This window comes from Pseudomonas sp. NFACC10-1 (genome assembly GCF_900119195.1).
Lineage (GTDB): Bacteria > Pseudomonadota > Gammaproteobacteria > Pseudomonadales > Pseudomonadaceae > Aquipseudomonas > Aquipseudomonas cerasi.
Map to the genome: position 1 here is coordinate 165,290 of NZ_FPJB01000004.1, position 25,423 is coordinate 190,712.

Annotated in this window: 30 protein-coding genes and 1 pseudogene; 5 read left to right on the plus strand and 26 right to left on the minus strand. The window is 57.9% G+C overall.

Annotated elements, in window-relative coordinates; all coding sequences use genetic code 11:
* Nucleotide 1 precedes the first annotated feature (1 nt).
* Complete coding sequence (locus BT119_RS12950) at nt 2-1,015, minus strand: isopenicillin N synthase family dioxygenase (RefSeq protein ID WP_044308000.1); 1,014 nt, start codon at nt 1,013-1,015, stop codon at nt 2-4.
* 226 nt (nt 1,016-1,241) lie between these two features.
* Nucleotides 1,242-1,880, minus strand: a complete 639-nt coding sequence (locus BT119_RS12955) for a cysteine hydrolase family protein (protein WP_003370729.1) — start codon at nt 1,878-1,880, stop codon at nt 1,242-1,244.
* 179 nt (nt 1,881-2,059) lie between these two features.
* Here BT119_RS12955 and BT119_RS26315 point away from each other — a divergent pair.
* Nucleotides 2,060-2,436, plus strand: a pseudogene (locus BT119_RS26315) (YceK/YidQ family lipoprotein).
* A 152-nt stretch (nt 2,437-2,588) separates the two neighbouring features.
* On the opposite strand, the gene BT119_RS12965 reads toward BT119_RS26315, so the two are convergent.
* Nucleotides 2,589-2,879, minus strand: a complete 291-nt coding sequence (locus BT119_RS12965) for a hypothetical protein (RefSeq protein WP_032609754.1) — start codon at nt 2,877-2,879, stop codon at nt 2,589-2,591.
* A 618-nt stretch (nt 2,880-3,497) separates the two neighbouring features.
* Between BT119_RS12965 and BT119_RS12970 the strand changes: the two genes are divergently transcribed.
* Together BT119_RS12970 and BT119_RS12975 are read left to right on the plus strand one after the other, a co-directional pair.
* Nucleotides 3,498-4,136 carry a hypothetical protein gene (locus tag BT119_RS12970; RefSeq protein WP_072365895.1) on the plus strand — a complete coding sequence of 213 codons (639 nt, stop codon included), beginning with the start codon at nt 3,498-3,500 and terminating at the stop codon, nt 4,134-4,136.
* A 153-nt stretch (nt 4,137-4,289) separates the two neighbouring features.
* A complete protein-coding gene (locus tag BT119_RS12975; RefSeq protein WP_072365897.1) occupies nt 4,290-5,096 on the plus strand; it encodes a c-type cytochrome in 807 nt (268 codons plus the stop codon).
* Between the two features lie 84 nt (nt 5,097-5,180).
* On the opposite strand, the gene BT119_RS12980 is transcribed toward BT119_RS12975, so the two are convergent.
* From BT119_RS12980 to BT119_RS13030, 11 genes are read right to left on the minus strand one after another with little or no spacing between them, the layout of a single operon-like run.
* Entirely contained in the window at nt 5,181-6,425 is a 1,245-nt protein-coding gene (locus BT119_RS12980) for an SGNH/GDSL hydrolase family protein (protein WP_072365899.1), read from the minus strand.
* Complete coding sequence (locus BT119_RS12985) at nt 6,422-6,601, minus strand: hypothetical protein (RefSeq protein ID WP_019741277.1); 180 nt, start codon at nt 6,599-6,601, stop codon at nt 6,422-6,424. The genes BT119_RS12980 and BT119_RS12985 overlap by 4 nt, the downstream gene beginning before the upstream one ends.
* Before the next feature lie 56 nt (nt 6,602-6,657).
* On the minus strand, nt 6,658-7,188 hold the full coding sequence (locus tag BT119_RS12990) for a DUF2514 domain-containing protein (RefSeq protein ID WP_072365901.1): 531 nt from the start codon (nt 7,186-7,188) through the stop codon (nt 6,658-6,660).
* Nucleotides 7,185-7,730, minus strand: a complete 546-nt coding sequence (locus BT119_RS12995) for a glycoside hydrolase family 19 protein (protein WP_072365903.1) — start codon at nt 7,728-7,730, stop codon at nt 7,185-7,187. Before BT119_RS12995 ends, BT119_RS12990 begins: the two co-directional genes overlap by 4 nt.
* 58 nt (nt 7,731-7,788) lie before the next feature.
* Nucleotides 7,789-8,019, minus strand: coding sequence for a hypothetical protein (locus BT119_RS13000; protein ID WP_072365905.1), 231 nt, complete (start codon nt 8,017-8,019; stop codon nt 7,789-7,791).
* A gap of 35 nt (nt 8,020-8,054) precedes the next feature.
* The gene (locus tag BT119_RS13005; protein ID WP_072365907.1) at nt 8,055-8,735 is read right to left on the minus strand and encodes a hypothetical protein; all 681 of its coding nucleotides are present in this window, start codon (nt 8,733-8,735) and stop codon (nt 8,055-8,057) included.
* A complete protein-coding gene (locus tag BT119_RS13010) occupies nt 8,732-9,076 on the minus strand; it encodes a hypothetical protein (protein WP_072365909.1) in 345 nt (114 codons plus the stop codon). Before BT119_RS13010 ends, BT119_RS13005 begins: the two co-directional genes overlap by 4 nt.
* The gene (locus tag BT119_RS13015; RefSeq protein ID WP_218190028.1) at nt 9,076-14,439 is read right to left on the minus strand and encodes a TipJ family phage tail tip protein; all 5,364 of its coding nucleotides are present in this window, start codon (nt 14,437-14,439) and stop codon (nt 9,076-9,078) included. Before BT119_RS13015 ends, BT119_RS13010 begins: the two co-directional genes overlap by 1 nt.
* Before the next feature lie 55 nt (nt 14,440-14,494).
* Nucleotides 14,495-15,082: a tail assembly protein gene (locus tag BT119_RS13020; protein ID WP_072365911.1), complete on the minus strand. Its 588-nt coding sequence runs from the start codon at nt 15,080-15,082 to the stop codon at nt 14,495-14,497.
* Nucleotides 15,079-15,861, minus strand: a complete 783-nt coding sequence (locus BT119_RS13025; RefSeq protein ID WP_083553787.1) for a C40 family peptidase — start codon at nt 15,859-15,861, stop codon at nt 15,079-15,081. Before BT119_RS13025 ends, BT119_RS13020 begins: the two co-directional genes overlap by 4 nt.
* Before the next feature lie 2 nt (nt 15,862-15,863).
* Nucleotides 15,864-16,562: a phage minor tail protein L gene (locus tag BT119_RS13030; RefSeq protein WP_072365913.1), complete on the minus strand. Its 699-nt coding sequence runs from the start codon at nt 16,560-16,562 to the stop codon at nt 15,864-15,866.
* Between the two features lie 157 nt (nt 16,563-16,719).
* Between BT119_RS13030 and BT119_RS13035 the strand changes: the two genes are divergently transcribed.
* Entirely contained in the window at nt 16,720-16,974 is a 255-nt protein-coding gene (locus tag BT119_RS13035) for a protein L (protein WP_072365915.1), read from the plus strand.
* 81 nt (nt 16,975-17,055) lie between these two features.
* The gene (locus tag BT119_RS13040; RefSeq protein ID WP_005747036.1) at nt 17,056-17,286 is read left to right on the plus strand and encodes a hypothetical protein; all 231 of its coding nucleotides are present in this window, start codon (nt 17,056-17,058) and stop codon (nt 17,284-17,286) included.
* A gap of 134 nt (nt 17,287-17,420) precedes the next feature.
* Here BT119_RS13040 and BT119_RS13045 read toward each other — a convergent pair whose 3' ends face one another.
* From BT119_RS13045 to BT119_RS13100, 12 genes are all read right to left on the minus strand, one after another.
* Complete coding sequence (locus BT119_RS13045; RefSeq protein ID WP_072365916.1) at nt 17,421-17,765, minus strand: phage tail protein; 345 nt, start codon at nt 17,763-17,765, stop codon at nt 17,421-17,423.
* Nucleotides 17,765-20,338 carry a phage tail tape measure protein gene (locus BT119_RS13050; RefSeq protein WP_072365918.1) on the minus strand — a complete coding sequence of 858 codons (2,574 nt, stop codon included), beginning with the start codon at nt 20,336-20,338 and terminating at the stop codon, nt 17,765-17,767. Before BT119_RS13050 ends, BT119_RS13045 begins: the two co-directional genes overlap by 1 nt.
* Nucleotides 20,339-20,385: 47 nt before the next feature.
* Entirely contained in the window at nt 20,386-20,508 is a 123-nt protein-coding gene (locus BT119_RS27500; protein WP_256573022.1) for a hypothetical protein, read from the minus strand.
* Between the two features lie 80 nt (nt 20,509-20,588).
* Nucleotides 20,589-21,026, minus strand: a complete 438-nt coding sequence (locus BT119_RS13060; protein ID WP_054986373.1) for a phage tail assembly chaperone family protein, TAC — start codon at nt 21,024-21,026, stop codon at nt 20,589-20,591.
* A gap of 9 nt (nt 21,027-21,035) precedes the next feature.
* The gene (locus tag BT119_RS13065) at nt 21,036-21,536 is read right to left on the minus strand and encodes a phage tail tube protein (protein WP_072365922.1); all 501 of its coding nucleotides are present in this window, start codon (nt 21,534-21,536) and stop codon (nt 21,036-21,038) included.
* Nucleotides 21,537-21,599: 63 nt separating this feature from the next.
* On the minus strand, nt 21,600-21,968 hold the full coding sequence (locus BT119_RS13070) for a DUF3168 domain-containing protein (RefSeq protein ID WP_046832800.1): 369 nt from the start codon (nt 21,966-21,968) through the stop codon (nt 21,600-21,602).
* Entirely contained in the window at nt 21,968-22,453 is a 486-nt protein-coding gene (locus BT119_RS13075; protein WP_072365924.1) for an HK97-gp10 family putative phage morphogenesis protein, read from the minus strand. Before BT119_RS13075 ends, BT119_RS13070 begins: the two co-directional genes overlap by 1 nt.
* On the minus strand, nt 22,446-22,784 hold the full coding sequence (locus BT119_RS13080; protein ID WP_058417217.1) for a phage head closure protein: 339 nt from the start codon (nt 22,782-22,784) through the stop codon (nt 22,446-22,448). The genes BT119_RS13075 and BT119_RS13080 overlap by 8 nt, the downstream gene beginning before the upstream one ends.
* Nucleotides 22,781-23,113, minus strand: a complete 333-nt coding sequence (locus BT119_RS13085) for a head-tail connector protein (protein ID WP_058417216.1) — start codon at nt 23,111-23,113, stop codon at nt 22,781-22,783. Before BT119_RS13085 ends, BT119_RS13080 begins: the two co-directional genes overlap by 4 nt.
* On the minus strand, nt 23,110-23,316 hold the full coding sequence (locus BT119_RS13090; RefSeq protein WP_072365927.1) for a hypothetical protein: 207 nt from the start codon (nt 23,314-23,316) through the stop codon (nt 23,110-23,112). Before BT119_RS13090 ends, BT119_RS13085 begins: the two co-directional genes overlap by 4 nt.
* Nucleotides 23,317-23,366: 50 nt before the next feature.
* Nucleotides 23,367-24,560: a phage major capsid protein gene (locus BT119_RS13095; RefSeq protein ID WP_072365929.1), complete on the minus strand. Its 1,194-nt coding sequence runs from the start codon at nt 24,558-24,560 to the stop codon at nt 23,367-23,369.
* The gene (locus tag BT119_RS13100; protein WP_003370668.1) at nt 24,557-25,420 is read right to left on the minus strand and encodes a head maturation protease, ClpP-related; all 864 of its coding nucleotides are present in this window, start codon (nt 25,418-25,420) and stop codon (nt 24,557-24,559) included. Before BT119_RS13100 ends, BT119_RS13095 begins: the two co-directional genes overlap by 4 nt.
* Between the last annotated feature and the right edge of the window lie 3 nt (nt 25,421-25,423).

The following is a 25,423-nucleotide window of genomic DNA, read 5'->3' on the forward strand; positions in this document are numbered from 1 at the left end:
ATCAGGCCACCTTGCTACCGCCAAAAGTGGTCTGCTTGACGAACTTGGACAGCAAATGATCGCCTGATGTCACCGGCGCATGCCGAGGCGTGGCGCCAGACGGCAGGCAGCCTGGCAGGCATTGAATTAACGTGTCGTAGTTGGGTTGATGGAAGAACACCAAAGACTGTCGACGGTTGTCCTGCTCGCTGGTCATCGGCGGGTTGACCACTCGATGCAGCGTGGAAATCCACTGGTCGTTGGTCCACTGCATCATCAGGTCGCCAATGTTGACCACAAAACCATTCTCGACATACGGCACATCGACCCACTCGCCTTGACGATTACGTACTTGCAAGCCGCCCAGCGCGTTATCGGGGCGCACGATGGTCAGGCTGCCGTAGTCGGTATGCGCACTCGCACGTAATTGACCAGCCTCGACTTCGGTCTTGATGTCCGGATAACTCAGGCTGCGGAACATGCTGATATGCCGGTCGATCTTGTCATCGAAAAAACATTCATCCAGCTCCAATGCCAAGGCAAACAGGCGCATCAGCGATTGGGCCAATTCGCTCATGGCATCGAAATAGGCCTGATAAGCCTCCTTGAATCCGGGCAGCAGGTTTTGCGCAGGCCAGACATTCGGTGCGAAGTGCGAGCCGGCTTGGGCATTGTGATAATAATCTTCATCCGGCACATCGCTCGGCCCGATTGAGAAAGACTCCTTGAGATCCCCCGGCGCACTTTCCTCCAGAGAATAGGAAAGGCTCTCCTCGGCCACCGCACTGTAACCCCGCACCATCTCCGGGCTGGGCCGATCTACCTTGCGCTTTTCCGACAGCGGCAAATCAAAGAATTGGCGGGTCAAACGCGAGACCCTGTCGATAAGCTCTCCGGGAATCTGATGCTCGGTAATGACCAGAAACCCGATGTCCCTGCACGCCTGATTGACTGCCTTGGCTACGGCAGCCTTACCGTCCGGGTCTTCTGAGAAATAGGGGGCCAGGTTGATAATGGGCACATATTGCAGAGTCATACGGCTGTTTCCTCTCGCTGACACGCTGCTGGAAAGGCTCACCAACAAGGGTGAAGGTCAGCGAGGCAAGAGCAGAAAGCATGCCACTGGAAGAATTCATCGCTCATACAAGCAGTTAGCTGGTTCGACCGTTAAAACCGGATCAAACGGTCTGAAACAGAACGCATGGTTTGAATGCACAGGTCTGAAAAACGGGCCAGAATTGCGCACATTCGACCCGCTGTTTTCAGGCGTTTTCAATGCGCTGGATGACGTCGGCAGTCGTTGTCACTTCGCCAAACTCATAGGCAATCGTCGTCAGCGATATTCGCTGTACCTCTTCGGCTGAAACAGCGCCGAACCCGACATCCGGGTAGTCCATTGCAGCGTTGGCGTCGCTCAGGGCGATGACTTTGTATTCTCGATGCACCCCGTCCCTGATCGTGGTTTCACAACACACATTGGTGACCGTACCGCAGACGATGATGGTGTCGACATCCCGCGCACGCAGCACGGTGTCCAGGTCCGTGTTATGAAAGCCGCTGTAAAACAGCTTGTCGACAATCACATCACCCGACCGAGGCGCTAGCGCTTCGATGACCTCAACGTCCGGATCATGCCGTGCCAGTATCTGGTCCACATTCGGATAAAGATCACGCATGCGTCCGGTATCAGAACCATCGCCGCGCACGATATGGCGAAGATAAACCACCGTCACCTGCGCAGCCCGTGCGGTTTGCAGCAGCATCTGAATGGGCTGGACGATGCCCGCAGTACTTTTTACGTACAACGCCCCGGTGGGCTCACAAAAGACCTTTTGCATGTCTACAACGATGACCGCCGTTCTGCGCGGAATGATCGGCCAGCGGACAAGGGGTTTGCTCATGGGACTTACCTCGATTGAGCCTGACAGGCTGGATAGCCTTGCCAAGCAATAATCGTGCTGTATGTCTTCAGGGCATCTGTATGGAAGAACTGCGCACCGGTCACGCGGCAGTGCAGAGTATGTGCCTCGCGCGACTGAGTTTCCGTCCTAAACGCATCGAAAATACAAGGAGCGTTATTATGAAGCCGGGGTTCGTAAAGCAAAAACCGTCAGGCAGGTTTCATCTGAAAACCCATGGCATGCTACTGCTGGCACTTGCCTTGACGGGGTGCGGAACGATCAACACTACGTTCAGACCCGATTCCGTCGCAGGTGAAAAGCTCACTGACTGGAAATCAAATTGCTCCTCCATTCCGCGCGTTTACAGCGGGTCATGCTCGATTTCTGTGAACTGAACGCCGAGCCCAAACAGAGTAGCGCTTATCAGAAGACCAATGCGCCCGAGTGGGTTTTACTGGACATGGGCTTATCAGGCATCGTCGATACATTGCTCCTGCCTTACACGATTTATCAGCAAAACCAATACGGTTATATCAACGCAAGCCGCTTTAAATAGCGGCTGAGCTCGGCTTTCGGAATCCATCACTTTCATCGCGCCCGATAAAAAACCCGCAGACGTTAATCTGCGGCGTTTTGAATGGTGGGAGCACAGGTGGGAATCGGATCTGCAGAAACGCCTCAATTGCGCAAAAAGCATCAAACGAAAGCTCAGGAATCCTTGAAGTTCTTCAACTCCATTTTGGCATTGGCTATCAGGTCAGGCGTCATTGGCCTTCCCTGCCTGTCCAGAAGTATCGGGGTGCATGCGCATCGGCAGCGCACCCGATTATCCCCTTCTGCCCACCAATCGAGCATCTGCTGCCCCGTGAACAACGCGCCATGTCGTTCGATATGATGCTCCCGACTGGTGGATGTCAACGCGGACAGGTGCATGAATTTCACCGGCATCCCGAGGCGCTCTGAGTCGGCGATGTCGTTCTGCAACTTGCGAATCCGCATTTCATGAAGTTCGGAATCAGAAATTCTACCGACCAAGGCTGAGCCCTCGTTAAGACACACATGAAATTAATAGACCACTCAAGCAACTCACGCCACTTTCCAATCGTGTATGAGCCAGCCCTTTTGTTTGCTGGCTGAGCGCGGTGCCTATGAATGATTTCAGTGTCCCGGAGTTGTCCTGATCAGATGGAAAAATACAAATCTGCGCCCAATAAAAAACCCCGCAGACGTTAATCTGCGGGGCTTTGAATAGTGGAGGCCGAGGTCGGAATCGAACCGGCGTAGGCGGATTTGCAATCCGGCCATGAAACACAATCAGGCTGCGGCCTGTGGCGATATTTGGTTCCGAAATAGAAGCAAAAAAAGTCCTCTGGAGGCCCCGTGGAATGCGGACTCTACTTTTTATTTCGGAACTGATTTTCCCCCTTCCCGGCGTCCTGCCGACGAACACCACTCCCCAAATCCAAATCACTCAACTACTGTATGCACATACAGCATTTGAGAATCCCCCCCATGAACGAGAGCAATAGCTCAGACGCCTTGGCCGAATGGCACAAAAGGCTCAACGACAGGAGGCAATGGACGAACCCTGCAATCACATACCGGTTTCTGGCGCGCATGGCCGAAGACATGCAGGCTGGCGGGCTGGTCGATCCATTGGAGCGCTTTGAGCTCTTCGAACTGGCCAGCGCTGCCTTCTGCCACTTCACCGAGGAAGGCAACCACGAATGGCGGCATCAGGCGTCGGACTATCTGGCCTACAACAAGGGCGGCGTCGTAGTCGGCAGCCTGCTGAACTCCCGATACGTGCTTCATGAGGCCGACCAGTCACCCTACAATGCCGCCCACTTCGCTTTTCTCGACGAGAAAAACGACCTCATCATGAGGGATTACAAAAAGTACGGCGTGCTTGAGGGTCGCTACATCTACACCGAAACCGGCCAGACGCTGACGCTGGTTGAGCAATCCAGGCAGATCAACGGCGTGAGCTATCAACGCCTGAGCGATGAGGATCAATATCGAGCGCTCGTCGACGCCTCAGCGATAGCTCTCGACCAAGGCGACTTCAAGGCTTACGTTTCGCTATGGGAGCGTCATAGCTACTCGATATTTATCAGATGCCTTCACTGCTTGGATGGATTCGCAGTGCGTGACGATTGCACACACTGCGATGGACGAGGCTTTACCGAAGACCCGCAGTGCGCGAATAAACTGCCACAGTCGCTCAACAGCCAGCGAAGCGCGCCGAAAAAATAGTAAATCGCCTCCTCAGACAGGCGATTACGGTTCAGGAAGCCGACAGCGGATGTCTATTGAACTCATAAAAAATAGCCATCCTGAGTCAGCCAGCTATTCACGTCCGTTTGGCTGTGCCAGACTTACCGCAGTTGATGGTAAGGGAGAGATCCTTTGAAAGCCCTTATTCTATTCGGTGCTCTGTTGCTGAGCGGGCAGCTTTCCGCGGCTCAACTGGACATGCAGTTGGGGCAGATCAGTCGCACTTGGCAAACAGAAGATTTACTAACCCATCCTCAACTGCAAGTCATTACAGTTAAAAGTGATGTGGCCTACAAGAAGGACATGACTTATTACGCCGTGCCCTTGAGTGCGCTACTGACAGGCATCAAGCCCAGTGACCACCTGCAGGCAGTCGCTCTGGACGGGTTTGCCGCAGAGCTGGCCGCGGCGCCATTACTCAACGACAAAGGCGCACGGGCTTGGTTGGCGATTGAAGATCCTGCCCATCCATGGCCACCGCTGGCCGCTGGCAAACCTAGTGCAGGGCCTTTCTACCTAGTATGGACAGATCCTCAGGTTGGAAATATCAGCCCGGAGCAATGGCCGTTTCAAGTGGCCAGCATTAAGAGCATGACTTCGGTTGCCGAGCGTTTCCCCGCTCTGTTACCAGACCCTGTGCTCAAGACTGATGACCCGGTCAATAAAGGGTTCGCGCTATTTCAGAAAAACTGTTTGGCTTGTCATCGATTGAACGGGGCGGGCGATGCGCAGTTTGGGCCGGATCTAAACATTCCCTACAACCCGACCGAATATTTGGGAATGGATTTACTCAAGCTCTACATTCGAAACCCTCAGGATTTGCGTCAGTGGCCTCAGGCGAAGATGCCCGCGTTTTCGGAAGCGGTATTGCCGGATGCTGACCTGCAGATGCTGATAGCGTATTTGCACCATATGGCGGGACGCAAGATAAAGCCTTGATCCTATTCAACGATGGCACGACAGCACGAGCTGAAATACGTTTTGATAACGGTAGTGCGTATCAGGCAGAGTAGATGCCACCCTTCACACCTTGCGTATCCCAAACTGCGCGGCCTTGACCGTTGAGTCCTGCGGTACGCCTGCAGCCAGGTACAGGCCCATGCGTGAGGTGATCACGGTTTCGCTCATGTCAATCGTGCCGCGCTGTGTTTCCAACGCCCCGGAAAAGCTGGCCGGCATGGTGAACGGCTCTTGGTACTTGTCCATTGACCGATAGTAGAACGTGGACGACGCGCCGTTGACCGTCTTGGTGATGGTCAACTCAGCCTCCCAGGCCAGGATGCCGCGCGACGACCCCATGATTTCCGCCGCCGACACCATTTCGATAACGTCGCCGGCCGCCAGGTTGGTCTCTACCACGTTGGCCGTGGGTTGCATGTAGATGTAGCCGCCCGCCGCCGCCATGTTGCCACGCAGCTCGATGCACTGCGCCTCACCATAGGCGGAGGGTTCCTTGTACCACCGCGTCGTGATCCCGGTCAGGCCAGACCCGACGGCTTTGTAGCCGTCCGCCAGCACTGACCCGGCCACAGCGTTCACGCCCGCCGGTAGCGCGCCGCCAGTGCCCGCCAGCAGCGGGTTGGCATTGAGGCAACCGAACGGGCGGATGGCCGAGTAAACGTCGCCAGCGTCCGTGGGCAGCGGAATTCCGGGAAATTCGAAGTTGGCGGTGATGATCGGCACCACCCGCGAACTGATGAACTCGGCACCCAAGAGATTCGGGTGCAGGCCTTCCACTGTCATGGCCTCGGTGAAGCCGTCCCAGATGTTCACCACCAGCACGAACTGGCTGACGTAGTTCAACACCCAGTCTTTGTAAGCGATCGCATCGGACAGCGCCTGCCCGGTCAGCACCCTGTTGCCGAAGCGCGGCGTGCCGGTGCCGACGATCAGGTACTTGCCGGGCGTGTTCATGAACGCGGTGACGATCTTCATCACGTTGGCTTTCGTGTCGGCCAGGCTCATACCTGCCGTGGTGCTGTCGTTGGTGCGCGACAGCAGCAGCCAAAGGTCGGCAGTGGACGACGCAATGCAGGCCGGCAGCCTGGCCAGAAACTGCCCGGTGTGGTCGCCGAGCTTGCCTTGGTTGTCTACGTAGCTCGGGAACAGGCCGGTACGCGCCGCGATCCAGCCCGCATAGCCATAGGCCTCGGTGCCAAACGCCGTCGCCGCGATGGTGTGGCAGTTGCCCGAGAAGCTATCGCCGAGCAGACCTAGGCCGCGCCGGATCGGTTGGCGACGTGGGATTGGGTTGACCAGAAGGCTCATGCGTAGACCTCAAATGAAGCGCCAGCAGCGGGCACGTAGCGGATGGTCGCGGGCGGAATGCTCAGCTGATAGCCACCGTCTTTCCAGAATGTGTCGGTGGTGATCCAGTTATCACCGGCCTGGATCTGGACCGTCACCGACCCGCCGTTCGCCTTCACTGCCAACGTCACTTTCATCGTGCGGTCGTAGGTTTCTTGCTTCGTTGCTGTCTGCACAGTGCTTCCCCGGCGGCCTACGGCCTGGCTAAATTGGTGGTGTTGGATAGCTCTTCGACAAAGCGGTTACACGCCAGCCCGGCTATTCGGGACTGGTCATAAGCCTTAGCCAGCTCTCTCGCTCGCGCGTCAGCCCTGCCGAGCAAGTCGGAGAGCACCATGGCGGCGCGTGTGGCTGCCTTGCCTCGCTCGGAAGCTCCGGTATCGCTGGGCACGCAACTTGCGCTTGCTGCCATCTTCCCGGCCTCGATGCGCATGAGCTCACCAGAAGCATCATCGACAGAGCCATCAGTAAGCGCAGCGGTCTGGTTTTGCCTTGCATCGTTTGCCACCTGGTTGGCCGCTTTCTGGCGGCGTTGCTCTTCGGTTCGGTAATCGGTGGCCGTGGTGGCCACCGCTTCGGATTGGGCGCTGACTTCCTCGGCCCACTTCGCCTTCCAGGCCAGATCGGTGACGGTCACGCCGTGCCGGTATGCCCCGTACAACGCAACAGCCAGCGCCAGCAGGATCAGCAGCAGGCCGACTGCCTTCCACGGCAGGGCCTTCACGCCAGCACCTCAAGCGCCCGCGCATAAAGCGCCTGCCGATCAGCCAGGCCGTTCGTGCCGCCGTTGATGCGCTTGGTGATAGTCAGGAAATCGCCCTTGTCGGCCAGCGTGTTGAGCGCGGCCCGGTGCCAGAACCACGCCGCCGACATCGCAGCGTGCTGCGGCAGCTCGAGCAATTCGGGATGGTTGACCAAGTCCAGGCCCAGTGCCTCACCGCAAGCCTCGTAGTTGGCACGCCCAGTCACCTGAATCAGCCCACGGCCACGGTAAAATTGGCCGTCGCCGTCCGCCTCGGGCGTGTTGCCAAGGCGCTCAGCAAGCTTGCCGATGTCGTACTTCGACAGGTAGCCGCTGCCGCCCAACTCGCGGACGTAACGCAGCTGACCGGACTCATGGCCGACCTGGGCGATGAACGCAGCGATGCGCAGCGGGGTAACGATCTGGTACTTGCTCATAGCGGTATTCAGGACAGGTGCAAAAACGCCGGTTCTCTGACCGGCGTTCGGGAGGATCTGCAGCAGCTGCTGCGCTGTGATTGGCATCGGTTTTCTCCAGACGAAAAAAAACCCGCTCGTGGCGGGCCTGGGTACTGCGACTCGATTACGGCGAAACGGTATCGGCCGGCGAATCACTGACAGGCTCGGCAGGTTCCTTGGCAGTCACGGTGACTTTGGCGCTGTAGTCCTTGAGCAGCTGAGCGGTGAACACCTGGGCGGTAGGAAACTGGTTCAGGATTTCGCGCGCACGGCTGTCAGCCTCGGCCTCGGTGGCGTACCGGGTGTTGTTGGCCATGTCAAAACCGTTGCTGCTGTTGACTGCGATGAAAGGCATGGTGAATCTCCGCATTGGATTGTGGTTGTAAAAAGTTAGGCCTGCATCTTGGCGAACAGCGCCGGAAGATAAAAGGCAAAAGGGTTGCTGGAGCCAGTTGTCAATGCATAAAGCTTGCGTGCAGAGAAATCCCACATACAGCCCAGCGTTCTACCCGGCATGTTTGCAGCCACCATGTTCATGGAGAAACTGTTGATCATGATATATTCATTTTCTGGAAAGTCGAAAGGTACAGAGTAGAAGTTCGTAGAACCAATTGTAAGCTGCTGATTGAACTCATAACTCCAGCTCTGAAACGATCTTGTAAACTGAGCGCATGGAATGCCTGTATCAAATATAAGTCCTCCCTGAGCATTGAAAAGTCTCATCCCGAATTTGGCAACAGGCGTTGACTTGAACACCCCCGCAAACCAGCGACCATTGGGCTGTAAAAACTCAGTGCTTCGAGTTCGAATCTGAAAGCCTGTCCAGTTACCCGGCGAGCCATAGATGATCACTGACGAGATTACGGCCCGGCCAGATGCCGAAGTATTTGGCCGGGCAAAAATCAACGGTGGTTCTTGTGTAGTGATGGCTGCCGGGAATGTGACGATGGCTGTGAGTCCGCTCTCGGCGTTAGGTGAGTATGTGCCGGACGCAGCAATAGCCAGCCTTGCGAACTCGCTATCCAGCGTCACGACGTTGCTGTTGTTCATGAACCGAAGACCGAAGCTCATGAAAACCTCACGACAAGAAGGCGCATGCTTGAAGCGTTTGCCAGCACCTTGCCTGCAGGAAACCCCCGGTTGTAGTTATAGACTCGCACCACTCCATCAAGCATCTCTGCCTCATACTGAGTGGTGTTTTCATTGAATGAACCAATTGGTATAAGGCAAGCGGTGGCGTTACCGGCTTTTCCATCCGCCGCCCACTGTTTGTAGCCTGAACCGCTAAACGCGCCGTCCGCTGTCCAGCCTGAATTATCCACTACAGTGGTGAACACGACGCGCATAGTGAAAGAGTTTTCATTGATTTGCAGTGCACCGTCAGCACCATAGGTTCTGAGTCCGAATGCCATTATCCAAGGTTCCCTAACTGAACGCGCAAAACGTTATTTTCGTCGTATATGTAAACTCCATTCCCGTTAATGAGCACCCTGCCCGCTCCCGGTATCGTGCTGTTAATCTCGAAAACTCCATCCTTCTTAAGAAGCCAGCCCGCCCGTTGAGGCTGATAGTTACTGGAAAATATCTGATCTCCGATCTTGGCATTATCAATCGATCCGTTTTTGATAAACGCTTCGTTAATGAAAACCTGCCCGCCAGTAACAGCGAAAGGCGAGAACACTGTCCCGTTATTCGGGTTAGCGTTCAAAATCGCAAACGAGTCAGCGCTCACTACAAATCTTGACTGAGTAGTCCCTGAAGAGTTGTCGAGCCCCAGCCCAAAGCCTGATGCGTACTGAATTCCGTTTGCCGTAACTCCCAGCTTGACGGTGTAGGAACCTGACACTTTCCCATCTACGGATGCAGCAGTGTTGATCGCCTGCTGCGCGTAAGAATTGGCGTTGCCCGCCGTCGCCTGTACATCGTCAACGCGTCTAGAAAGAGCGCCAGTCTCATTCGCCCTGGTGCTCGACTCACTCTGAAGGGCAGCGTTTACATTGCCCACAGTTGAGTTGAGCCCATCAATTCTGGACGCTAGAACGCTGTTCACGTTCGCAAGCGCCTGATTGACGCTACTGACATTCGCGTTTGTGTCACCCAAGCTCGCGTTCAGTCCTTGAATTTGAGTTGACTGGGCGGTAATCGTTTGCCCTTGCTGGCTTACAGTTGATTGAGTCGAACTCAAGGCTGAAGCAGAGGCTTTAGTCGCAAGCCCGTTGGTGGTGCTGTTGATGGTATTTTCTAGGCTGGTCGTGCGCCCGCTCACGCTGCTTATCGCAGCGCCCTGCTGACTAACCGTTGAATTCAGCCCGGAAACCGCCACGGACGTGGCTGACTGATCCGATGCGAGAACGCCGGTGTTATCTCTCCACCCGGTAACGATCGTACCCACCTCAAGCTGTGCTCTGGTGTACTCAACAAACCCAGCTCCAACAGTGTCCGAACCATACAGCCGGAAGTAGGCCTGCACTGATGCGGTACCAGCCGGGAGATTTGGATAGTCGTAGACGATTCGCTGGGTCCCGCCCGTAGCCACAATCAAGGGGCCAGATACGGTTACCGCATCTGTGCCTGCTGCATTGACGCCCTGAAGGAAGATTTTGAAAACCAGCCCTGCTGTTGCACGCACGTAGCAAGACGCGACAACAGAGTTACCTGCAGTGACCTTAGGCCAGTAGTTCGAGCCCGAAACCCTGATGCTGCGATAGCTGGTAGAGAGGTTCAAGCCGGTGACATCCAGCCTTTGGGACTTCTCGGACCCGACCAGCCATGAGGCCACCAACGAGGCGGCATGCGTCCCACCCCCTGGGCCAACATCAATCAGCCAGCCCTCGGCCACGCCAGCAGATGCACTTTCCTTGGCAAAGGCAGGGTTGAAAAAGAGGTTCTGGCTTCCTGCAGTGCCGATACTGTTGCTCAGGTTCGTCACCTGTCCGCTCACGCTGGTCAGGCCGGTTTCGGTCTGGCTAACCCGGCCAGTCAGCGCCGAGGTTGCCGCGGCTTGCCCAGCTAGATCGACACGCAACACATCCGGGCTGTCCTGCCACCCGCTGACTACCGACGACATTTGCGCCTGGACCCGATCCACCTCAATAAACCCTGTGGTAGTCGAGTTGACGCTCAGCAGTCGGATGATGCAGTGCACCACCACCGTGTTGGCGGGGAGAGCTGGAATAATCAGGCTGTGCCGCTGCCAGTCACCGGTTGCTATCAGTGAAGGGGCATTGGCCGTCGTGATCACCGCGCCCGCCGCATTAAGTGGCTGCAGGTAGATTTGCATCGCGAGCCCTGGCGTTGCGCGCAGATAAGCCGAAAACGCGAACGGCTGGCCTGCGCCCGCCGAAGGCCTTTTTTCATCAGTCGGCACCACGTCCAAAAATCGAGATGCAGAAAGATTGGTTACGTCTGCTCGCTGCGCAACGCCCTTTGGATCAAGGGTGGATTGCACATAGCTAGTGCTGGTCAGAGTCGCAGGCCCACCAATGTTCCAGCCGTCGGCGATCAAGCTGGCACCCCCGGTGCCTTTCTTCTCGAACGATGGGTTGTACATCAGGTTGGCCCCGCCGACCGTGGCGAGGCTTGCGGTCACGCTCGTTATGGCCTGGCCTTGGGCAGTGATGGCCTGGCCCTGCTGAGTGACGGTATTGCCCAGCGCCTGTACCGTAGCGCTACTGGCTTTGCCGGCCAACTCATTGTTGATGCCGGTAATGGCCGAGCCCTGGCTAGTGAGCTTCCCTTCTGCATCGGTAACCCGGTTGCCGATGGTCTGCACGCTGCTGGCGGAGGCCTTGTCGTCCAGAGAGGTCTGCAAGCCTGTTAGCTGTTGCGACTGCGCGGTATTGACACCCTCAATGGACGTGACCTTTGTTTCTACGGTCTGCACCCGCGAAGCCAGACCCACAGCTGTGGCCACCGCCTGCCCAACGTTCAGCCAGTACGTGGAGTTCGGCGGCGGAGTGTTGACCGGTACGTTCTGCGTGGCCTGGTAAATGATGCCGTCCGAGCCCAGCGCGCCCTGCCCGACCGAGTAAGTATCTCCCGGTTTGTAAGGCATGGAATCGGCAAGGTCGGCTATGTTTTCGATCTGCTGTTGCAGCTCTGCCCGGACATCCGCCAGCGCACCGTCAACGTCAGCAATCTGCTCGTTCAGCGCTGTTCTGATGATCGTTAGGCGCTCGTTAACCGAGCCAGGTCCGTTACCCTCGATTTTTTCCAGCTTGGAAAGCAGATCTTTGCCGAACGCGCTTTCAGTGATTTCACCGGCGATCTGCTCAAGAATTGCAGTCGCATCGGCGCTGGCGGACCCCATGACGCCATCGACCAGTGGAAACCACGGACCGATGTTGCCGGTGCGATCAACCAGGCGCGCCCAGAAAAAGAACGTCTGCCCGGCGCGCAGCCCCTGCATGACGTACTCAGCCTGCGGGTAAGCCAGGTCGGCCAGCTTCGTGGCTGCTTTCAGATCGTTCGCCAGCGCGTACCAGATTTCAGTGCGCTGGGCGTCTTCTGCGCCTGGCGGGAAAGACCACTTGAGTCCGATCCCAAACAGCAAGCTTTCGGCGGTCAGGCTGGTGACTGCAGGAGGCAGCCCCACCTTTCCTTCCAGATTGGTCAATTGCGACGTGGTAGGCAACGACGAAACGTTCAGCGCACTGACCGCGCGTACCCTGGCCATGTACTGGCCGGAGTATATGCCGGCTACCTCAACCGATTGTTCGCCCGTGCGCGGCACCTTGACCCACTCACGCGAGCCCCAGCGCCATTCCACGTCATATGCAACCGCGCCTGGCGCAGCTTCCCAGCTGATCGTCATATTGACGACTGCAATACCCTGCTCGACCACGACGTGCTGTGTGACAAACACGCCAGCGGGCGCAGCCTGCACGCCCACTGGAATGCCGCTGATTGGCCGGATATCCACGACGGCGCCGAAGTCGATAGCGTCAAACTTGCTCGGTTCGTGCTGGATGCACTCGAGCTGGTACTGGTGCCATTCTGGGCGCGTGATGTTGCGCACCAGAAACTGCATGGTTTTCAGGTCCTCGTATTCAAGTATCCAGCCACATTCGGCTTCTGGCAGTTCACTGAAGCTGGCAGCCACAGTTACCCGCCGGCCTGTGAGCGAGGTGATAACCCGCGCCTCGGTCTTGCCGCTGGGCAGGTTAACCCGCAGCTTGGCACCGGTCGACAGATCGATGTCGCGGTCAACGGTGATGACGCGCCCCGCCACCGCGCTGATCCGCCCGCCGTTCGCACGACCGGCCAGCATGGGGTCAGCCACGGCAATGATCTGCCCTGTCTTCGGAATGCCGCCGTCCAGGCCGACGCGGAAGGTCGCGGGCCTGGTCTGCGTCTGTTCGGTGATCAGCGCGTACTGGCCAGCGCGCTGCGCCTGCCCGAGTGAAGTGCATCCGTAGGCGTCTACCGAAAGTTCGTTGAGCGATCCAGATTCAGCCATCGCCACATCATCAAAGACAGGCTCTTTGTCCGTCGTAAAACTCTGGTCCGGGTTGTCCCACGTCACCATTGCCAAGTTGTGGCGGTCGCGCGCCCGGGTGCCCGAATACTGGATTTCACCATTGTTCAGGATCTGCGACGGGTTGTAGGTGTAGACCGGGTCGCCTGGCATGTCGGCGTTGAACGTGATCTGACTGCCATCCCAGGTGCTCATACCGTGGAAGATGGCCGACAGGTCCTGCAGCACCGCGTAGGCATCCGCCTGCTTTTGCAGGTAGATATTGCAAGTCATCCGGGGGTGCGTGCCGCCCATGCCGTTTGGCACCATCTGGTCGCAATACTGCGCAATGCGGTACAAGTTCCAGCGATCCACCATCGTGGCATCGATCCGGTGCCCGAGGCCGTAATACGGGTTGAGCGCAATGTCGTAGCACACCCATGCGGGGTTGTTCGTGTAAGCCTCTTTGAACGTACCGTCCCATATCCCGTTGCTGGTACCCGCGCCAGACGTGGCATAGGTCCGTGTCTCCGGGTCATAGTTGGTCGGCACACGCACGATGCGCCCGCGCATCAGCACCGCAATCTTGGCGATATCGCCGCCGAACTGCTGGGCGTCGTATTCCACGCAGCCCACGGCGGTGAGCGGAAATTCCTGATCGCTGTCTACGACCTCGGCCACCGCCTCGATGAACATGCTGTCCTGAATCAGCGAGCTGTTGGCTTCGGGTGTGATCCGGCGAACGCGCATAGTCCAACGGCTGCCCGCAGGCAGGTTGATGCGGTGACTGCGTTCGTACTTGGTGACGTTCTTGCGGTCTACGAAGTCCGCCAGCATCTGAACGAATGGCCCGCCATCAGTGGCCAGGTCGATCGCGTAATCGATTCGCACGCCGTTGATGTTGCCGCTCTGGTCCTGCGACTGGAGTTGTGGCCAGCTGAGCCGGATGCGCAGCGCATCCAGAACCGGGTTATTCACGGTGCGCAGGTAGGGCGTGGTGCTGAGCAGCTGCTGGTTTACGTCAACTTCGTTACTGGACTCGGCAATGCCCTCAAGACGCTGCTGGTTCAGCTCGCCATTGCGGAACTGCCACTTCACGCCCGGGAAGTTGACAGTGCCGTCTTCGGCCACCAACGGGGTTCCGTCGAGCTTCACGGAGCGCAGGCCGTCGACCGGGCCTACGATGGGGCCCCAGCTCCACAGATAGACGATCCGGGCGGTAGCGATCGAAGCCGTGCTGTTCGCTGCAATCGTCGGCTGCTTCTGGGTCGACTCGCCCCCTTTGGAACCTTGAACGACGAGTTTGCGTGCTGCGCCCATGCGGATCTCCAGGCAATAAAAAACCCGCCGGAGCGGGTTGGGTGTTTTGCGATATTTAAAGTTGGTCTTGGGTGTAGATGCCGCCCGATTCGACGGCACCGCCGATCTCTCGTTCGCCGTAGAGCACGGGATAAGGGTTGCCCTGGGCAACGGTGGTCACCGCGCCCCCAAAGCCATAGCTGGGGTTGTTTCCGGCGTCATTGTTGCTGCCGACGCTGGCGGTGGTCGTCGGCGAAAGCATCTGCACCACGCCGCCAAGCCCCGTCGCAGCACCTGCGCCGAGCAGGCCCAGGCCGAGCGCTGTACTCGTACCACCGGAGACAAGGCCGCCCACAACCAGCGCGACGCCCAGCACCACCTGGAACAGGCCAGCCTGCTTGCTGCCTTGGATCAGCGGCACGATGCGGATATCGGTGTTGTCGCTGCCCTGCATATCGAACTCGGCCTCGACGGCGTTGCGCTTGCCGCAGAAGACGCTGAACACCAAGCCACGCTCTTCGCCGGTCCGCAGAAACTTCTCGAAGCCAGGCTTCATCGCGCAAAGGGCATTCACGGCATCGCGCACGCTGTGTACATCGATGCGGTACTCCCGGCCGAACTGCTTGCGCAGAACGCCGTAGAGCACGATGGTGCGCATGGTCATGGGGTGTATTCCTTGTGGCGCAGGATCAGTTTCACGCGGTTGGCCATCGACCAGCCGTAGACCTCACGGGCAGCCAGGCGACCGGGCATGTGGTGATAGATGAACGGACCAGACCCGCCCAGTGCCGGCGCGTCCTCGCTGTGCAGGCTGGCATCGGCCCCGAGGTAGATCGCGGCGTGGTTCGGGAAGTGACAAGGCCTGCCCACGGTCGGGATCTGAAACACCAGCAGGTCGCCGCGCTGGGGCTGTTCGACCCGGACGAAGCCGCAGGCCTCGTAGTTCTCTTCGTAATGGCTGGGGCTGTCCGGATCTTCCCACCACAGTTCCTTGCGTTCGAAGTTCGGCAGCGGCAGTGAGGCCTCGCGCGCGTACCAGTCGCGGCAGGCCGACCAGCAATCGAGCAGGCCATGCGAGAAGTCCCGGCCCAGCAAAGGGGCTTGGAAGCCGCTCGGCTTGAACCACTGAATATCACCGCCAGGCCAGCCCACAATCGCCCAGGGCAATTCATGCAGCTCACAGCTGACCAGATCGGTCATGCTCGGCGTTGCGGCTCGGTCGGGGTGGCTGTGCACGATGGCCAGCACCTCGCCCCTGTCTTCTGCCGCCGCCGCGTCGTGCTTGTCGATCAGGAAGTGCTGCAGCGGGTTGGTGGCCACGTTGCCGCACGGTACGTACTCACGACCGGCCTCGGTCTTGATCAGCAGCCCGCAGGCCTCGGCCGGGTGTGACTGCTCGGCGTGCGCCCGCATGGCGTCCTGAAGCTTTTGATTGATTCGCATGGTTATCCCTTGGCGATCAGGCTTGCGCCCATTGAGCCGCCGAACCGGCGGGTATTGCCGCGCAACTTGCAGCTGCTCCACCAGCCCCCGCAGCGGTCAAGCGCAGGGTTGTCGGTGGGTTCGTTCTTCTTGTCGAAATACGCGGTGCCTGTGTAGGCGCAAGCCTCCTGCCGGTATTGACCGCGCATCGCCCAGCGGCACAACTTGGTGATCTGCTGGGACGGCAGTTGCTGGCCTTCCATGTCGATGGGGCTGGAAAGCTCGAAGCCGACCGCCGAAAAGTTCTCTTCGGTCTTCTGCTCGATTCTCCACAGGCTGGTGCGGCTCTGATCAGCAGCATCCGGATTGCCGCCGTCGAAGTTCGCGGCATCCAGGAAGTGCTTGAAGGTTTCGATCACCTTAAAGCTCGCCCCGGCCAGATCCTTGAACTGCAGGCAGAGAGCAGAAACAGCTCGCGGAATGCCCGACAGCTCGTTGGCCAGCCTGAGCTTGGGTGTGGCTGGGCGGCCATCACCACGGATATCTAAGCCGGTGACCTCGATCTGAATAGGCGAATACAACTGGCCCTGCCAGATGATGTCGCCCTCATGCTCATGCCCGTGGAAGCGCCAGAGCGTGGCTCCCAGCCTCGTCGCATCCAGTTCGTACAGACGAATCTGGTTGCCGGGCTCCAGCTTCTGGATGTCCGAGCTGTAAATCATGGTGGTTACCTACGAGAAACCCCGCGCTCGGCGGGGTCAGGGTTTGAAATATTTAATTAGGGCCTGTCCGCCCATACAGCATGGCCAAAAAGCCAGTAACGGGATTGGATCCAGTCGTAGTAGCGTTGCGCCTTCACAAACCATGAAAGGAATGAAAATGGCACACGTAGTAGAAGAGACAGTGCAGTATCTAAAAAAGACGCCGAAGTCTGTGTTGGGTGGCGTGGTGTGGGACACGCTATACCAAATTGCCAGCAAAGTTCCGGTGTCAGGAATCTACCGATGCGAAGGCTGTGGAGATGAAATCACTTCAAACAAGGACGACATATTCCCTCCTCAAAATAAGCACCAGCACGCCAATAAAGCGAAAGTCGAATGGCGCTTGATCGTCGAAACTCAAACAAAGGGGTAACTCCTTCCCTGGCCCGCTGCATACGACCCTTTGGGCCAGGAATACGCCAGTATCGGCGGGTTTATGACCAAGAGGTCAAATATGCAAACTATTGATCAGCGCATAGTCGCGCTTGAGCAAGCGACAAACTCGGTGTCTGCGGTAACTATCAATGCGCTTCTGGCAATCATCACATCCATCTCTAAATTGGATTCGTTTGACAAGAATGCTTTGAAAGCGGAGCTGGAAACTCTGAAGCTGGTACAGGTCCAAAACGGCAATCAAGCCCAGTACTCAGAAATACTCACGTTATTTCAATCACGCATTTCCTAATCGAATGGGCGGTGCCGCTGCTGTGGGCGGCACCAATCCAATGCCCAAGCCAACTACCACCGTCAATCCAGCCTCTGTCACCGCTGTCTGTAGCGCCATCTCATCCTCCTGCGGCTCTGCCGCATCATGTTGTTTCATGGTTTGAATGTTTGTTTGAAGTTCGTGGACAACGAGTGAAGGCCGTTGCCGAGGGTCGACAACTTGTAGCCGTTGGCGGCGTACCGGCCCTGCCCGCTGCCTGGCGGTGTCCAGAGGAATGACTTGAACCCCTCATGCCGGTCCAGAAAGTCCCGAACCTGCTGGAGCTTCTGGCCAGCGGCGAACCGTCCGGTCACCGTCACGTCCCAAGCCTGCGACTTGGTGTTGATACCGACGCCGCCAGCCTGGGTGTAGCCGTCACCAAAGTCGTTCGACCATGTGCGTTGCTTCACATCGCCGGACGCGCCGACCTGTACATCAAAATCGAATGTCTCAGCCATTACGCGCGTCTCCAGAGCAGGCCGCCCTGCCTCATTTCTTGCTGGAGCACTTGGCGGATCTGCGCCGCAGCACTGTCGCCTATCGCCTTGCCCTGACTTGCAGCTTCAGCAGCGCTCATGCCGGGCTGTGCCTCGACCGTGACAGGCGCGTTGATGGTGAAAGACGGCGCCCCGCCAGTACCACTCCCGGCCTTATCAGCCAGGTACTTCGTCAGGTCGCGGTTTTGGTTCGGGTTGAGCACGCGCTCACCGCCATCGAGCAGCCAGGTGCCTTCCTTCGGGATGTTGTCCAGGCCGTTGTGGGCCATACCGGCGAGCGCCGATGCAGATACTGCGGCGACCATTGGGGTGGTTGCCGCCGTAGCAGCGAGGGCTGCGGCAGGCGCAAGCTCCGGGCCGATCAATGGAATGCCAGCAGTAGATGCGTAAGCGTTCAGCGCAGCCTGCGCAGACGCTGCCTGCGCGTTGGCGATCAAGCCGGTGGCCGCCGCCGATTGCCCGCTTTTACCAACGAGCAGTTGAATGCCTTGATATACCAGCCACTGCGCTGCCATGTCGCTAAGAGCGTTGATAACCGACTTCGCCATGTTCCCCGCGAAGTCAGCGATAGCGTCTCCAGCGTCCTTTGCACCGGTGACCACGTCGGAGAAAACGTTGCCCAGGCCGCCGGTCAAATCATTCAGGCTGCCGGAGACGAAATCGGCCGCGATCGCCGAGTAGTCTTCGGCCGCATCAACGTAGTTCTGCCAGGCATCACTCACGCCCGCCATCCAGTTGGACTGGGCCTCGTCAATCCGATTGTAATAATCCTGCTGGATGACCATTCGTTCGGCTAGCGCCTCGGAGAGCATGCCTGTCTCTTTGGCGTACAGCTCGGCGCTGATATCGCCGGAGTTGCGCTGCGCCTGGAGGTCCGCAGCCTTGCGCGCGTAATCCTCCTGAATGGCCATATCCTGCTTCAGGCGGTCCCGGGCCTTGTCGCCCATCCCTGCGCCAGCAAGCTCCATATCGAAGCCGCCGCGAGTGGCAGCGTTATCATCCTTGAGGGTCGCAAGGAAGCTGACGGCCTTGGCCTCTTCCTCGTTCGCAACCTTGAGTTTTTGGAGAGCATCCAGCTCCGATGCCAGGCCCTCGAGGCGCTTCTGCTGAACAGCGTTGATCCCGACTAGCTTGCCCGATGCAACTTCGAAGCGAATCTTGTCCACTTCCGTAGCGTTTTTCTGCGCGTCCTTGCTGGTATTGATCAGCGCGATCTGACGCTGCAGGTCGGTCTCAGAACCCTTGACGGTATCGCTCAGTTTCTTCGCCGCCGACGCGGCGTCCTTTGCAGCCTGCTTGGCCGCTTCCAGAGCTTTAGGGTCGACTCCGCTGCCCTTTCCACCCTGATCACTGAAGCCGGTACCACCAAATAGGCGCTGGTACTCGCCTGCAGCAGCCCGCGCATCCGTGATGTATTTCTTAATCGTATCGCCCGCGAGAGGCGTTTCGAGACTTGCCTTGATCCCAGCTGCCGCCTCAGCGGCAGCGCCAAAGTTCACTTTAGCCTCATCGCGCAGGCGCACACTGTCTGCTATGAACTGTTTGGACACATCACCGATGGTGAACTTTGCCAAACCCGCCGCGACATCCGCCATCATCGAAGACGTGTAGCCAACTGCCGTCGCGTACATACCTACAAGGGTATCCGAAACGATCTTGAATACTCTCGTAACTCCATCGCCAGCACTAACGACAAATGCAGTTGCGGTAACGAGCTTTTCGCCCATCTCCCCCACGACCTTTGTTACACCGCCACCCGCTTTGACGCTGTCGTTAAGGTCTTTTGTCAATTGCTGAACCACTGGCATGAAATCATCAGCGATCTTGTTTTTTGTCCCCTGCAAGTTCTGCATGAGCCCCATAAGCTCGCTCGAAAACTGTTTCGAGACGGCTATGGTTTGAACGCTGAGAATAGCGCCGGCGGACTCCGCAGCATCGCCAAGCTGCTTGAATTCTTTCCCACCGTTGCGCAATAAGGGAACGAGAGCACTAGCCTCGTCGGCAATGCCTTCCATATAGAAGGTCATTTCAGCCTGTGAGACATTCGCTTTCTCAAGGGTCGAAACATACAACTGAAGAGCTTCGGCGCTGTTGAGTTTTTTGAAACTTTCCGCTGTCACACCTACCTTCGGCGCGATGACCTCGAAGAAATCTTTCAGCTCGCCGCCGCCGGTGTTGAAAAAGTCGCCCAGCTTGTCGTTGGTATCCTTGAAGATGTCCGCGAGCTTGTCCTGCTCAACGCCAACAGTTTTCGCGCCTGCTGCGTATTTTTGGAACTCGGTTGTTCCAAGACCAGCCAGCGCTGCAAGGTTGGAGATTTCCTTAGCGCTGCCGGCCGTGTAGGCGACCAGCCCTGTCAGAGCGGCAGGGACAGCTGCGATGGCAACGCCCACACCCTTGGCCAGGTTTTCAAAAGACTTGGCGATTTCCGCGTTGCGTTTCTTTGCCTCTTGGCTCGCCCTGTCAAGAGGGCCAGTGAAGGAACCGATCCTGGCCACCAAATCCAACGTGAGCGTGCCCAGTGACTTGCTCATTCAACTCGCCTCCAAAGGTAAAGCCCGCTGTGCGGGCCTTTTAAGTTTTATGCCCAGCTTTCCATAGCCTGCTCGAGACTGATGGCCGGCTCGACCTCATGCTGCATGAAGTCGAAAATCTTGTACGGACCGTCCTTGTAATTCACGTTGGCGTACATCATTGCGAGCAATGCCGATCCTCGTTCCACCCGCATGCCGATGTTCAGAGAGCCACGTAGCGCCCGGTACTTCAGCCAGGACCTGAACTCGTTCAGGCTGAGGCTTTCCTTGGCTTCCGCGATCGTACGCCCGCCGATGCCGGCGAGGACGAGCTCGTGCCAGAACTCTTCGTCGTCGGAGAGGGCGCCGTCTTTCCCAGGTTGTTGACCTGGGCGATGACTGTCAGCAACGCGAAAGTCAGGCTGGGGTCGAGCGAGCCACGCGTTGGATCAGCTTCTCCGGTGATGTCTTCAACCGTGAAGACGGGCTTTCCCTCTTCGTCGCAGATACTTGCGGCAATTCGGCCCGCGTGAACCTGCACCTTGCCAGCGGCGGATAGTGCATCGTTGATCGCCGTTTGAAACCCCAGCGGCCTGACGTAGACCGTGGCGACGAATTCTTTTTCGCCCTGCTGCCATTTGATTTCTTTCTCGACCGGGCGACCGGTGAACGCACCCACGCCGCGCAAGCTTTCAAGACTTAATTTCATCGCGATGCCTTATGCGTTAGCCGACTTGCGAATCCAGGCGGAGCCGCCGGAGCGCTGGATGGTGCCCGCAGTCTTAACGACTGTGTTTCCTGCGAAGTCGAATGGGAAGTCGGCGACATAGCCGTCGAGCACGAACCAAGTGCGTGTCGGTGGCAGCTCGAAATCATCGCCAGCCGCATTTAAGGTGGGCTTGATATCGAAGCCGTCAGCCCAGCCAATGACCCACGACGTATTTTCGACCGAGTCATCCTCGGAAAGCTGGTAAAGCCGGACGTGTGAGGCGTTTTTCGGATCAGCGTCTACTGAGAACGAAGCCTGTCCAGGCGTGCGCAAGCCGCGCAGGTATCGCCTTACCTTGTCACTCAGGCACGTAATTTCAACTTGGTCTGCTGGGTTGCCGCCCGGGTTGAACGCTGTAATGCATTCCACCTCAATGACCTCCAGCTTTGTCGGGTCTGCGGTTGTAGGCACCAGCGCATACATCTGGGTGCCTTGAGTCAAAATCGCCATTGTGTTCTCCAAATGTCGGGCATAAAAAAACCCGCTCATGGCGGGCTGTAAAGTTGGTTGGGGCTACCGGAGCACTATCCAGTCGACATCGAAACTCGACCGGTACAACTTTGTTTCGGCGTCTTTGCTCTCGCCACCCCAGCGGACCACGTAAGCTTGCAGCTCAATGGCGTGACTGATTGCGTCAGTCACTGCCCTTGCCTGCGCGCCTGTAGCGGCATACACGTCGACCTGCAGCGTGAAGCTGTCAGCATCAGGACGGCCGGCGAGGTAGTTTTCTGGACTGCCGGTGATGAGTTGCCAGACTGCATACGGCTTCGCCACGCCTTCGGGCGCATCATCGAACGGATAAAGCCTGGTGGGGCTGACGCCCAGTAGTGCCGTTACCCCGGCGTCAGCAGCGCATACGGCGAATATGGGTGCATATGACATCACGCCCCCCCTGAAGCCTTGGCCGCTCGTTTAATCGCGCGGTCAATGGCCTTCTCGTATTCAGTGATGAATGTATTGGTTGCCTCGGTTATGTTGTCGGCCAACGCCTTTCGCGCGAATGGATCTGCACGCATTTTGGAAGTACCGAATTCGATGAGGCGCCAATGAGGCGTCGCAGCGTTCGCAGATTTGTCGCCGCCCTTCTTGAGGACAGCGCCTTGCAGAACACCAACCCGGAAACCGAGGTCCCCGCTCGACTTGAACAATTTCCCGTTCCAGCGAAGAGCGACGTTGTCCGCGATAGATCGGCCTGTTTCAGGGTCGTCTATCCGCTGCGCGCCTTCTTTCATCTTGTTGGCCACCAGCTGGGCAGCCTTACGTAGCGCCGACCGCCCGCCCTTACGCTTCATGTCCTGAGTGATCGATTCGAGTTTTCCAACGAGAGAGTCAATCCCCACCAGCTGGAAATCCACTGAGTCAGCCATCGTTGACCCCCTCGGCCACCAAGATGGTGAGATAGTCCAGACCTGAATCGGGATCGGGCAGCGCCGGGCCTTTGATGTCGTAGACATCCCCTCGGTAAAGGATCCGCATCGTCGGCAGGACGCCGGCTCGGTATCGGATCACTATCCGCGCGGTGGCCTCTGACTGGCTGGCTTGGGCAGCAATAAAGTCCCTGGCGCTCAGCGGCTCGACCGCTGCGGGGACTTTGTCCCACACCGTTTGCCAGCTCTCCAGCTCCTCACCGGTTTTAGGGTCCTGCATGCGGCCCAGCGCCTGAAACGTAATGCGATGTCGAAGTCGTCCAGCTCTCATGAGAGCACCACATGGTCAGGGGGACCCGACCAGCTCCGACAAGACCAAAGCAGTGGTTCAACGCCCATTGGCAATTCGGCAGTTATTGTTCCGATCACAACCGCCTCCCGATTTGCAAAGGAGTGGCCGATCAACAAAAGTAATGCCGCCTTGAAGCTGGCGGGAAAATCGCTCACATCTGCGAGGTCTGGGTTGTCACAATACCAGAGAGCCCACGCCAAAGCCGATTCGGCATATAGGGCTATGAGGTCGTCTTCGTCATCATAGTCCACACGCAATTGCTTGCGAATCAGCTCTATTGGGAGCAGATCAGCAGCGGCCACGGTCATTTTTTTTCGACCTTTTTTTTCGGATCTGCCTCGGGCTTTGCCAAATCCAGAGGCGCTTCAGCCTCGCCTACGATCTTGCAAAGCTTGAGTTGCTCCAGCTCCTTGGCCAGCCATACAGGCGCGGCATAAGGCTCGTTGTCGGTATCACGGATGATGCCGCGGTCCTCGTAAGCCCGCAGCGGCTTGATCAATACATCTGACATGTCTCACCTCGGTGGGCCGACGGTGCCGGCCACTTTAGGGGTTGGGCAGCTTAGGCCGCAGCGGCGGCAGCCGTGAGCTTGCCAGTGACGAAGGCTTCGGTACGGTAGATGGAAAACGCCAGACGCTCTTCGGCGCGAAGCGTGACCATGTTGTTTTCGAAGTCCTTGTCGTTCTCGGTAGAAATCAAAACTTCAACTTCCATCCGGTCGAAGATCTGCGCACCAAGTTTGAAGGCTCCCACCAGGAAGTCGTTTGGCTTCATGGCTTGGGTCGCGACTACCGGGCGATTCCACAGACGAGCCGCAGTGCCTTCCTGCGGCTGACCGATCAGATAGCGGCCCTGGCTGTCTTTGATCAACTCGATCAGCGCCCAGTCAGTTGGGTTGAGCACGATGCCATCCGAAGGGAACTCTGCCAGCTCGGATTGAAGAAGGGCTAGGCGAATCCGGTCGATGCGCTGTTCGCCGGTTACGGTCCAGCCAGCTGGAGACGCGTATTGGTTTGCAACTGGAACGAGCCCTTGCAGATTTGCACCTGCTCCGCTGCCGTACAGCAACTGAGCCTCTTCAGCGAGCAGCAACCCATAACGAGCGCGCGCGTCGATGTAGCTCTGCAAAGCCTTTGCGTCATCCAGAATCTGACGCGAGGCTTTGAACAGATGGGCGATGGTACGAACCGACGCCGTGATCAAGGCGGTTTCGATTTCGGAATACGGTTTTGCGGAGCCCTCCGTTACGGTCGCGGCATTGTTTGTGAAGCCTGTTTCGCGGACATACTCAAGGGAGCCCGCCTCAGTCTCGCCGGGTGCAATCAAATCTCGAATGGTGGCCCGACGCATGCCCGGCAGCGCGACAGTGTCCAGGCGCTCCGTGGCCGCCAAGCCACCGGCGGATGTGGTGGTGATAGCGGCGCGGGGTACGGAAACGCGACGGGAGCCACGGAAAGACGAATTGACGCCTTCCATGTGTTCGCTGGTAACAATCAACTCGCCAGCGGACTTCGGGCTCTCGATGCGCTGAGTGTCACGGTTGGCATTGACAAGCTTTTGCTCAGCTTCCAGAACGCGAGCCTGCAGTTCGCCCTGTTTCATCAGCAACTCGTCAACCTTGGCACGAGTCTCGGCGTTCATCTCACCGTGACGGGCGATTTCCTTGTTGCTGGTCTCCGCCTGGGATTTGATCTGGTCGCCAATGGTCTTAAGGCTGGCATTCAGCTCGGTGTATTGCTTTTCGAAGTCGCTCATTGCGATGGTCCTTGGAAAGATTTGAGGATGTCGGATGCCGCGCTCAGGGAGGCGGTGAGGTCTGGCGCGACAGCGCGTGGCTTATCGGACGAGGCAGCGTATTGCGTACCCCCGCCAGCAGCGCGCGGCGTGCTGGACTTGAAATTGGCGAAGAGTTCGCGGCGTTCGCTTCGGGCCATTCCGGCCTTTGCCAGAGCAATGTCCATGGCTTTCAGCGCGTTACTCTGCTGGGCCTGCTCGTCTTCACGCTCGGTGATTTCATCAGAAGAGAGAACGGCCGTTGCAAAGCCGAGCTCAACTGCTCGTCGGCCGCGTATGAACGTCTCGTCATCCATCATCTCGGCAATGTCAGCAACGGCCTGGCCGCTGCCTTCCGCGTAAAGGTCGGCCATCGCAGCGTCGAACTCTTCCATCGTGTTCGCTACATCGCGCAAGTCATGGCGGTTGCCGACTGCAAGCGTCCAGCAGTTGTGGATCATGAGAAACCCGCTGCTGGCCACTTCCCGCTTTGCGCCGGCCATGTAAATCACCGAAGCAGCCGATGCGGCCAGGCCCAGGACCTTGGTTGTGATCGGCTGGCTGTGCTCGCGCAGCCGGTTGTAGATGGCCAGGCCCTCGAACATGTCGCCACCTGGCGAATTGATGTACACGGTGGCTGGCTTGTCGCCGATTGAGCGAAGGGCCGCGTCGATACGCGAGACGGTAACGCCTTCCCCGTACCAGTCCTGGCCAATAACGCCGTAGATGGTGATGGTATCGCTGGTGGACTCCACGGCCGCCTTGATGGCGGGATTCCATCTGTCGAGCGCGCGCGGGCTCAGCTCGCAGTTAAAACTGCCAGCCTTGGATTTTGGTTGCATGAT